Genomic DNA, 10,173 nt, shown 5'->3' with positions numbered 1-10,173 from the left:
GGTCGGGCCGGCGGATGCGGTGCGACTCGCGCGGCGCTGCGCCGCGGAACTCCCGGGAATGCGGGCGATCACCGTGGACGCTCAGCCGTACCACGAGGCCGGCGGCTCGGATGGCGCGGAACTCGGTGCCTCGCTGGCGGCGGGCGTGACCTACCTGCGGTGGCTGACGGCGGCCCCGCCGGAGGGGGCCGGGCTGGACGTCGGGACCGCTTGCGGGCTGCTGGAGTTCCGCTACGCCGCGACCGCCGACCAGTTCCTCACCATCGCGAAGCTGCGGGCCGCACGGCGGTTGTGGGAGCAGGTCGCGCGGCAGTCCGGGGCACCCGAGCAGGCGCGGGCGCAGCGCCAGCACGCGGTGACCTCCGCGGCGATGCTGACCCGCCGCGACCCGTGGGTGAACATGCTGCGTTCGACGATCGCGACGTTCGCCGCCGGGGTCGGCGGGGCGCAGGCCATCACGGTGCGCCCGTTCGACGCCGCGATCGGGCTGCCGGACGCGTTCGCGCGCCGCGTCGCCCGCAACACGCACGCGCTGCTGCTGGACGAGTCGCACCTGGCCCAGGTGATCGATCCGGCGGGCGGGTCCTGGTACGTCGAGACGCTGACCGACGAGCTGGCCGACGCCGCCTGGGAGTGGTTCCGCGAGATCGAAGGCGCGGGCGGGCTGCCCGCTGCGTTGCGTTCCGGGATGGTGGCCGATCGGCTCTCCGCGATCTGGCAGCGCCGCCGGAACGCGCTGGCGCACCGCAACGACCCGATCACCGGCGTGAGCGAGTTCCCGGACCTCGAAGAGCAGCTCCTGCAGCGCGAGCCCGCCCCGGCCGAGCCGTCCGGCGGGCTGCCGAAGGTGCGCTACGCCCAGGAGTTCGAGGAGCTGCGCGACGCCGCGGACGCGCAGGCCGAGCGGACCGGCGAACGACCCGCCGTCTTCCTCGCCACGCTCGGACCGCTGGCGACGTACAACGCACGCGCCGGTTTCGCCAGGAACCTGTTCGCCGCCGGCGGGCTGGCCACTCCCGAAGCAGGCCCCACCGAGTCCGCTCAGGAGGTCGTGCGGGCCTACGCCGAGCAACCCAGCGCCGTGGTGTGCCTGTGCTCGGCGGACCAGGTCTACGCCGAGCGCGCCGCCGAGACCGCCAGGGCGCTCAAGGAGGCCGGCGCCGAATCCGTGCTGCTGGCCGGAAAACCCAAGGACCGACCGGACGATGTGGACGGTTTCGTGCACACCGGCTGCGACGCGGTCGAGGTCCTGCGCACCGCGCACCGCACGTTGGGAGTCGAGTGATGAGCATCCCGAACTTCGCAGACATTCCGCGGGACGAGGCGCCGTCCGCTGCCGGCGGGCCTGCCGGGAACGGGAACTCCGGCGATTGGGACTCCGCGGTGCTCTCGGCCACCGGCAAGGAGGCCGACGCCCTGGTGTGGGAGGCGCCGGAGGGCATCGGCATCAAACCGCTCTACACCGAGGCCGACACCGCCGAGCTGGATTTTCTGGGCACCTACCCGGGAATCGCGCCGTTCCTGCGCGGGCCGTACCCGACGATGTACGTGAACCAGCCGTGGACGGTGCGCCAGTACGCCGGGTTCTCCACCGCGGCGGCGTCGAACGCCTTCTACCGCCGCAACCTCGCGGCCGGGCAGAAGGGGCTGTCGGTGGCGTTCGACCTGGCCACCCACCGCGGCTACGACTCCGATCACCCGCGCGTGGGCGGTGACGTCGGCATGGCCGGGGTGGCGATCGACTCGATCTACGACATGCGCCAGCTCTTCGACGGCATCCCGCTGGACAGGATGAGCGTGTCGATGACGATGAACGGCGCGGTGCTGCCGGTGATGGCACTCTACATCGTCGCCGCGGAAGAACAGGGCGTGCCGCCGGAAAAGCTGGCGGGGACCATTCAGAACGACATCCTCAAGGAGTTCATGGTCCGCAACACCTACATCTACCCGCCGCAGCCGTCGATGCGGATCATCTCGGACATCTTCGCCTACACCTCGCAGCGGATGCCGAAGTTCAACTCGATCTCCATCTCCGGTTACCACATCCAGGAGGCCGGGGCCACGGCCGACCTGGAGCTGGCCTACACCCTCGCGGACGGCGTGGAGTACCTGCGCGCGGGCAAGCAGGCCGGCCTGGACATCGACGCGTTCGCGCCCCGGCTGTCGTTCTTCTGGGGCATCGGGATGAACTTCGCGATGGAGGTCGCGAAGCTGCGCGCCGCCCGCCTGCTGTGGGCGAAGCTGGTCAAGGAATTCGGCGCGCAGAACCCGAAATCGCTGTCGCTGCGCACCCATTCGCAGACTTCCGGCTGGTCGCTGACCGCGGCGGACGTCTACAACAACGTCGCGCGCACCTGCGTGGAGGCGATGGCCGCCACCCAGGGCCACACCCAGTCCCTGCACACCAACGCGCTCGACGAGGCGCTGGCGCTGCCGACGGACTTCTCCGCGCGCATCGCGCGCAACACCCAGCTGGTGCTGCAGCAGGAATCCGGCACCACCCGCGTCGTGGACCCGTGGGGCGGCAGCCACTACATCGAGCGGCTGACCCAGGACCTCGCCGACCGGGCGTGGGCGCACATCACCGAGGTCGAGGGCGCGGGCGGGATGGCCCAGGCCATCGACGCGGGCATCCCGAAGCTGCGGGTCGAGGAGGCGGCCGCGCGCACCCAGGCGCGCATCGACTCCGGGCGGCAGCCGCTGATCGGCATCAACAAGTACCGCTTCGACGGCGACGAGCAGATCGACGTGCTCAAGGTGGACAACGCCGAGGTCCGCGCCGAGCAGTTGGACAAGCTGCGCAGGCTGCGCGAGGAACGCGACGACGCCGCGTGCGAGGACGCGTTGCGCAAGCTCACCGGCGCGGCCGAGGCCGCGATGTCCGACAAGCGGCCGAACGACCTGGACCACAACCTGCTGACCCTCGCCGTCGACGCGGCCCGCGCGAAGGCCACCGTCGGTGAGATCTCCGAGGCCATGGAGAAGGTGTTCGGCCGCCACTCCGGCCAGATCCGCACCATCTCCGGGGTGTACCGGGACGAGTCCGGTCCGTCCGAGTCGCTGGAACGCGCCCGCGGAGTCGTCGAGGAGTTCGCCGAGGCCGAGGGGCGGCGGCCGCGCCTGCTGGTCGCGAAGATGGGCCAGGACGGGCACGACCGCGGTCAGAAGGTGATCGCCACCGCCTTCGCCGACCTCGGTTTCGACGTGGACGTGGGCCCGCTGTTCCAGACCCCGGCCGAGGTGGCGCGCCAGGCCGCGGAGTCCGATGTGCACATCGTCGGAGTGTCCTCGTTGGCGGCCGGGCACCTGACGCTGGTGCCCGCCCTGCGCGACGAACTCGCCGAGGTGGGCCGCGAAGACATCATGATCGTGGTCGGCGGGGTGATCCCGCCCGCGGACTTCGAGGCGCTGCACGACGCGGGCGCGAACGCGATCTTCCCGCCCGGCACCGTCATCGCCGAGGCCGCGCTCGGCGTGCTGGCGGACCTGCGGACCCGTCTCGACCTCGACTGAGGTTTCGCTACCCGACCCACTGAGCAGATCCATTCCGCAAGGACCCGTGATGCCGCGCGAGATCAACGTCGAGGATTACGCCAAGGGCGTGCTGGAAGGTTCCCGCACGAAACTGGCGCAGGCGATCACGCTGGTCGAGTCGACCAAACCGGCGCACCGGGCCAAAGCGCAGGAACTGCTGGTGCAGCTGCTGCCGCACAGCGGCGGGGCGCACCGGGTGGGGATCACCGGTGTGCCCGGCGTCGGCAAGTCGACGTTCATCGAATCGCTGGGGACGTCGCTGACCGCGACCGGGCACCGGGTCGCGGTGCTCGCGGTCGACCCGTCGTCCACCCGCAGCGGCGGCAGCATCCTCGGCGACAAGACCCGGATGGGGACGCTGGCGGCGGATCCGGCCGCGTTCGTGCGCCCCTCCCCCTCGGCCGGAACGCTCGGCGGGGTCGCGCGCGCCACCCGCGAGACGATCGTGCTGATGGAAGCCGCGGGCTTCGACGTGGTGCTGGTGGAAACGGTCGGCGTCGGGCAGTCCGAGGTGACCGTGGCCGGGATGGTGGACTGCTTCCTGCTGCTGACCCTGGCCCGCACCGGCGACCAGTTGCAGGGCATCAAGAAGGGCGTGCTGGAACTCGCCGACCTGGTCGCGGTGAACAAGGCCGACGGTCCACATGAGACGGACGCGCGGAAGGCGGCGCGCGAGCTGCGCAGCGCGCTGCGGCTGCTCACCCCGGTCAGCGCCTCGTGGAAACCACCGGTGCTGACCTGCAGCGGACTGACCGCGGCGGGCCTGGATTCGCTGTGGGAGCAGGTCGAGCAGCACCGCGCCACGCTCGCCGAAACCGGCGAGCTGGCGCAGAAGCGCAGCCGCCAGCAGGTCGAGTGGACGTGGTCGCTGGTGCGCGACCAGCTGATGGCCGAGCTCACCGCCCATCCCGGCGTCCGAGCCATCGTCGAAGATGTCGAAACCCGCGTCAGCCGGGGCGATCTCACCGCGAGCCTGGCGGCCCAGCAACTCCTGCAAGCCTTCAACCGCGAATGACGATTCCCCCGGCCGCCCGCCCGCGCGCGGCGAAACCCACCACGGCGCGGAGTTGAATCCGTCCCGGCGTTCGCTGTTCCGGGTGCAGCCTCCCGCTGCGCACTGCGTCCCTCGCGCAAGATCTCCGGCCCCGGCGGGATTCGTCCGGCCGGGTGCGGACGTTCGGGTGGCGGCATTGGCCCGTACGGTCGTTTTTCCGGAAATTCCGGGAAGTTCCGCGTCGGCGGTCCGCGGCGGAGGGCGATCATGCGAGGTGTTCGCTGCCTTTCGGTTGGGGGTCGGCATGGGCGACGGGGCCTCGAACGTCTTCTCCGGGAATGCGCGCAACGTCGTGCAGGCGCAGCACATCTACGGCGGTGTGCACCTGCACCAGCCGGAAGTCCCGGTGCCGCGGCAACTTCCGCAGCGCGTCACGCACTTCACCGACCGCGAGGCGAGCCTGAGCGCGCTGGACTCCTGGCTGGCCGAACCGTCCGACTCCGCCGCACCGACCTGGTGGATCGACGGGTGCGGAGGCGTCGGCAAGACCTCGCTGGCCGCGTTCTGGGCGCACCGGGTGCGGGACAGCTTCCCCGACGGCGACCTCTACGTGGACTTGCGCGGCTACCACGTCAACCGCAGGCGCGACGCGGACGAGGCGCTCGACGAGGTGCTGCGCGCGCTGGGCGTGCCGAGCGAACGATTACCCGTCGACGCGGCCGCGAAGGCCACGATGTACCGGACCATGCTGCACGGCCGCCGTATGCTGATCGTGCTCGACAACGCTGCCGCCGCCGAGCAGATCCGCCCGTTGCTGCCCGGTTCTCCGGACTGCCGGGTGCTGATAACCAGCCGCAGTCACCTGACGAGCCTGACGACCAGGGAAGGAGCCGGCCGGATGTCGCTGGACGTGCTGCCCCCGGACCGCGCGGTCGAGCTGCTGCGCAGGACCGCCGGAGCCGACCGGGTCGACGCCGAGCCGGACGCGACCGCCGAGCTCGCCCACTACTGCGGATACCTGCCGCTGGCGCTGCGCATCGCCGCCGAACGGCTGGTAGCCGGCGCGCAGCTGCGGATCGCCGATCTCGTCGCGGAACTGGCCGACGAACGGGAACGGCTCGACGCGCTGGCCATCGACGAGGACGAATTCACCACTGTGCGCGCGGTGTTCTCCTGGTCGTACCGCTCGCTCGCGCCGGAGGCGGCACGGTTGTTCCGGCTGCTCGGTCTCGCCGAGGGCGCCGACATCGGGTTGGACGCCGCAGCCGCGCTGGCCAACATCTCCCGACCCAAGTCCCGCAGGCTGCTGGAATCCCTGACCGGTGCTCACCTGCTCGACGAGCACCAGCCGCAGCGCTACCGCTTCCACGACCTCGTCGGCCTCTACGCCGCGGACTGCGCGCAGTACGACGAGAGCGCCGAGGAACGCGACGCGGCCGTCCGCCGCCTGCTGTCCTGGTACCTGCACGCGACGATCGGCGCGTCCTGGCAGGCCGAGCCGAGCTTCACCCGCCTCCCGATGCAGCTGCCGGATTCCCCGGGATCGGTGCCGGAATTCACCGATCGGCCAACGGCTTTGCACTTCTACGACGCCGAACGCGCGAACCTGCTGGCCGCGGTCCGGCAGGCCGCGGACCGTGGCGAGCACGTTTTCGCCTGGCAGCTGCCGGTGGCGATGTTCGCCTTCATGCTGGCCCGCAGGCCGGTGGCCGACTGGCTGGAAACGCATCGCATCGGGCTGGCCTCGGCCGCCGCGCTCGGCGATGAGCTGGCCGAGGCGTGGCTGCTGACCAGTGACTCCATCCCGCGCAGCACGCTGCAGCAGCACCAGGTGGCGCTGGCGGAACTGCAGCGCGCGGTGCCGCTGTGGCAGCGGTCCGGCCCGGAGTGGGCGCAGGCGTGGGCGTTGCGCGACCTCGGCGGCGCGTACTACGCGCTGGGGCGCGACGAGGAGGCGAACGAGGCGCTGGAACGCTCGCTGAGCATGCACGTCGAGCTGGGTGACGAGTGGGGCGAGGCGACCACGTTGAGCGCGCTGGCCAAGGCCGAGCACCGCCTGCACCAGTACGACGAGGCGATCCGGCACCTGCAACGGACCATCGAGATCCGCCGCTCGCACGGCGACCGCCGCCTCGAGGGCAGCTGCCTGAGCGAGATCGGCCTGGTGCTCGGCGCCACCGGCCGCACCGGGGAAGCCGTCGAGCACTTGGAGCTGGCGCTGGAGCTGCACCGGGACGTGGAGTACAGCTACGGCGAGGCGCTGGACCGCGAGCGGCTCGCCGACATCTGGGACACCACCGGGCGTCCCGTGCAGGCCCGCGAGCAGCGCAGGCTGGCCGCGCAGCTCTACGACGAGCTCGGAGTCCCGCACGAACTCGCCGGTTGAGCCGCACCGGCGCGCGCGTTGCCGCGGTGCGACCGGTTCGACGGACTTGTTGCCACAATGGCTCCATGTTGGACCTGAGCGTGGAACCGGATTCCGGGGTTGCGCCGTTCGAGCAGGTGCGTTCCGGGATCGCCGAGCGGATCAACTCGGGTGCGCTGCCGGTCGGCGGCAAGCTTCCGACCGTGCGGGCGCTGGCCGCGGATCTGGGCATCGCGGCGAACACCGCGGCCAAGGCGTACCGCGAGCTGGAGCAGGCCGGGCTGATCGAGACCCGCGGCCGCGCCGGCACGTTCGTCAGCTCCACCGGTGACCGCAGCAGCAGGCGCGCCGCCGAAGCCGCCGCCGAGTACGCCCGCACCGTGCACGCTTTGGGCATCCCGCCCGCGGAAGCCTTGGCGATGGTCCGCGCCGCCCTCGACGCCCCGGCTTGACCCCGTTCCTCCAGGAGTGAACGGCCCGTTCGCCCAATCTAGCCGGGCGAATAGGTCGTTCACTCGGATCGCAGGGGGCGGGGCGAGTCGGCGAGACGCGAACCGGCGCGTCACTCCGGCAGGTTCGCGACGAGTTCGCGCAGCGGTTCGGCGAGATCCGGGTGATCGCCCATGTCGACGCGGTGCAGGATGCGCGCCGCCGCGTAGCGCAGCGCGGTGCGGCCGTGCGGAGCCTCCAGCACGTCGGCGAAGGTTTCCCAGACCTGCGCGGCGGTGCCCGGCGTGAGCAGGCTGTAGCAGTACAGCGAAGCCGCGTCCGTGCCCGCCGGGCCGCGCCCCCACAGCTCCCAGTCCAGCAGCCCGAACCGCGGCCGCAGCAGGTTCGCCCAGTGCAGGTCGCCGTGCACGGTTTCCCAGTGCTCGATGCGCAGGTCGATGCCGAGCGCGTCGTGCACGGCCCGCCGCATCGCCGGTTCGTCGTCGCGCATCCGCTCGGTCGCCACCTCGCGGACCGCGTCGATGGTGCCGCGCAGCTGCTCCCACCAGTCGGCGGGCAGGTCAAGTTCGGCGCGCAGCACATCGGTGTCCGAGCACCGCTGCCCGGGCACGAACGTCATCAGCTCACCGCGTTGCCGCCGCGCCTGCTCGACGTCCCATTGCACGAGGCCGAGCACCTTGGGCTTGCGCACGCCGGTGATCGCGTTCGAGTCGGCGTTGCCGGTCCACCAGTCCCCGTCGGCCCATTCGAGCTGCTCGGACACGACGCGCAGCCACCTCGGCCCTGATGTGCTGCGCACGGCCGCGCTGATGGAGCGCAGCCGCCAGCCGAACACCGGCTCGCCGACCACCGCCACCTCGAAGTGCTCGGCGGCGCGGTCCAGGTTCTGCCGCATCCACTCGCCGAAGATCTCGTCGGCTTCTTCGCTGGGGGTGTCGTCGTCCACGGCCATCACCCGATGATGTGGCATCGCGTTCGTGCGGGCGGGGCGGGGTGCGGATCAGTGCCCGTCCAGCAGCCGCCGCATCGCGGCGATCTCGTCGGTCTGGGTGGCCAGGACGTCCTGCGCCATCTCGTGCAGCTGCTCGTCGTGGCCGGTGGTGAGCAGGTCGGTGGCCATCCGCAGCGCGCCCTCGTGGTGCGTGGTCATCAGCCGCAGGAACAGCTCGTCGAAGCCCGCGCCGCGCGAATCCGCGAGTTCCCGCAACTGCTCCGGAGTGGCCATGCCGGGCATTCCGCCGTGTGCCGCGCGATTCCCGTGCCCGCCAGCGCCGTGCCCGCCAGCGCCGTGCGTGCTCAGCCACCCTTGCATCGCACCGATTTCCGCGGGCTGCGCGGCGCCGATGCGTTCGGCCAGCGCGCGCACCCGCGGGTCCGCGGCCCGCGTCGCGGCGAGTTCGGTCATCCGCACCGCCTGCCGGTGGTGCTCGATCATCGAACCGGCGTAGGAGACTTCCGCGGCCATCGGCCCGTCATCCACGCGGTCCTCGACCGAGCGCACGACGCGCGGTTCATCTCCAGGCGCACCGGGCAGCACCACTGGCGGCGAGGCCGAGGAAGTTTCCGGCTGCTGCGCCGAACAGCCGCTCACCACCCCGGTCAGCAGCAGGAAGGCGGCGAACACCGCACGACGATCGGACACCGCGTCCCCCTGAAGACATCCGCCCGGCCTATTGGTCGAACCGCGGATTCCGAACATACTGATCGAATGCGGCGAGGGGTAGCCGCTGATCGAGGAAGTGGGGTGATGGTGTTGAGATCCAAGCAACCGACCGGCCGCCGGTTCCGCGCGCTCGGCTCACTGGCCGCCGCCGTGCCGCTGCTGCTCGGCGTCCTATTCGCGGCGCCGTCGTCGGCGACTCCGCCGAGCGAGCACCCCGAGCAGAACACCGCAGCGGCTTCGCGGGCACAGCCCGCCGATCCGGACCACAGCCCGAACATCGCGCACTTGGCGAATCTTCCGAAGCAGCCGCCGTTCGACAACATCGACGCCTACGGCACGGACATCGCGTTCCAGGGGGACCACGCCTTCGTCGGCAACTACGACGGGCTCGTCGTCTACGACATCTCCGAGCCGCAGCGGCCGCAGATCGTTTCGCAGGTCTCCTGCCCCGGCGGCCAGGGCGACGTGTCCATTTCCGGGAACCTGCTGTTCGTCTCCACCGACTACCCGCGCAGCAACGACACCTGCAGCAGCGAGGAGACCGACGCCGCCGACCCGAACGGTTGGGAAGGCATGAAGGTCTTCGACGTCAGCGACCCGGCCGAGCCGCGCTACGTCTCCGCGATCCCGACCGACTGCGGCTCGCACACGCACACCCTGGTGCCGGACAAGGCCGGGGAGTCGGTGTTCCTCTACATCTCCTCCTACGGCCCGGCGCCGGAGTTCCCGCAGTGCAAGCCGCCGCACGACAAGATCTCCATCGTCGAGGTCCCGCTGGACGACCCGGCGCATCCCGCGCTCGTCGACGCACCGGTGCTGTTCCCGGACGGCGGCAACCCGGGCGCCGAGGGCGGCATCAGCGAAACCACCGGGTGCCACGACATCACGGTGTTCCCGGACAAGGACCTGGCCGCCGGAGCCTGCATGGGTGACGGCGTGCTGCTGGACATCTCCGACCGGGCTGCGCCGAAGGTCACCGAACGGGTCCGCGACGACGCGAACTTCGCGTTCTGGCACAGCGCCACCTTCAACAACGCGGGCACGAAGGTCGTGTTCACCGACGAGCTCGGCGGCGGCGCGGCGGCGACCTGCAACCCGGCCACCGGACCGCACCGCGGCGCGGACGGCGTCTACGACATCGTGGGCTCCGGGCCGGACGCGCAACTG

Annotated in this window: 8 protein-coding genes; 6 read left to right on the top strand and 2 right to left on the bottom strand. The window is 71.3% G+C overall.

Translation table 11 applies throughout. The annotated features are described in order from the left end of the window. From IJH84_RS03375 to IJH84_RS03355, 5 genes are all read left to right on the top strand, one after another. The coding region (locus IJH84_RS03375) for a methylmalonyl-CoA mutase family protein (RefSeq protein ID WP_295140029.1) at positions 1 to 1,285 on the top strand (1,285 nt) is incomplete at its 5' end. Next, positions 1,285 to 3,513, top strand: a complete 2,229-nt coding sequence (gene scpA / locus IJH84_RS03370) for a methylmalonyl-CoA mutase (protein ID WP_295140027.1) — start codon at positions 1,285 to 1,287, stop codon at positions 3,511 to 3,513. The genes IJH84_RS03375 and scpA, both read left to right, overlap by 1 nt. Before the next feature lie 49 nt (positions 3,514 to 3,562). Further along, positions 3,563 to 4,549, top strand: coding sequence for a methylmalonyl Co-A mutase-associated GTPase MeaB (gene meaB / locus IJH84_RS03365; protein ID WP_295140025.1), 987 nt, complete (start codon positions 3,563 to 3,565; stop codon positions 4,547 to 4,549). Positions 4,550 to 4,832: 283 nt separating this feature from the next. Further along, the gene (locus IJH84_RS03360) at positions 4,833 to 6,914 is read left to right on the top strand and encodes a tetratricopeptide repeat protein (RefSeq protein ID WP_295140023.1); all 2,082 of its coding nucleotides are present in this window, start codon (positions 4,833 to 4,835) and stop codon (positions 6,912 to 6,914) included. Between the two features lie 65 nt (positions 6,915 to 6,979). Beyond that, positions 6,980 to 7,345 (top strand): GntR family transcriptional regulator, encoded by a 366-nt coding sequence (locus IJH84_RS03355; RefSeq protein ID WP_200071902.1) that lies wholly within the window; start codon positions 6,980 to 6,982, stop codon positions 7,343 to 7,345. Positions 7,346 to 7,455: 110 nt separating this feature from the next. Here IJH84_RS03355 and IJH84_RS03350 read toward each other — a convergent pair whose 3' ends face one another. Further along, positions 7,456 to 8,295 carry an aminoglycoside phosphotransferase gene (locus tag IJH84_RS03350; RefSeq protein ID WP_295140020.1) on the bottom strand — a complete coding sequence of 280 codons (840 nt, stop codon included), beginning with the start codon at positions 8,293 to 8,295 and terminating at the stop codon, positions 7,456 to 7,458. Positions 8,296 to 8,343: 48 nt separating this feature from the next. Next, positions 8,344 to 8,985 (bottom strand): DUF305 domain-containing protein, encoded by a 642-nt coding sequence (locus tag IJH84_RS03345; RefSeq protein WP_295140018.1) that lies wholly within the window; start codon positions 8,983 to 8,985, stop codon positions 8,344 to 8,346. A gap of 105 nt (positions 8,986 to 9,090) precedes the next feature. On the opposite strand from IJH84_RS03345, the gene IJH84_RS03340 reads away from it, so the two are divergent. Continuing rightward, positions 9,091 to 10,173 (top strand): hypothetical protein (locus IJH84_RS03340; RefSeq protein WP_295140031.1); only part of this gene is annotated, 1,083 nt, incomplete at its 3' end.

Source organism: Saccharopolyspora sp. (genome assembly GCF_017434145.1).
Classification (GTDB): Bacteria; Actinomycetota; Actinomycetes; order Mycobacteriales; family Pseudonocardiaceae; genus Saccharopolyspora_C; species Saccharopolyspora_C galaxeae.
This window is presented reverse-complemented; position numbering and strand designations above follow the sequence as displayed.

What these genes read in the sequence shown, in the direction of transcription:
- scpA (WP_295140027.1), top strand. Translation starts at nt 1,285, where the DNA reads ATGAGCATCCCGAACTTCGCAGACATTCCGCGGGACGAGGCGCCGTCC.
- meaB (WP_295140025.1), top strand. Translation starts at nt 3,563, where the DNA reads ATGCCGCGCGAGATCAACGTCGAGGATTACGCCAAGGGCGTGCTGGAA.
- IJH84_RS03360 (WP_295140023.1), top strand. Translation starts at nt 4,833, where the DNA reads ATGGGCGACGGGGCCTCGAACGTCTTCTCCGGGAATGCGCGCAACGTC.
- IJH84_RS03355 (WP_200071902.1), top strand. Translation starts at nt 6,980, where the DNA reads ATGTTGGACCTGAGCGTGGAACCGGATTCCGGGGTTGCGCCGTTCGAG.
- IJH84_RS03350 (WP_295140020.1), bottom strand. Translation starts at nt 8,295, where the DNA reads ATGGCCGTGGACGACGACACCCCCAGCGAAGAAGCCGACGAGATCTTC.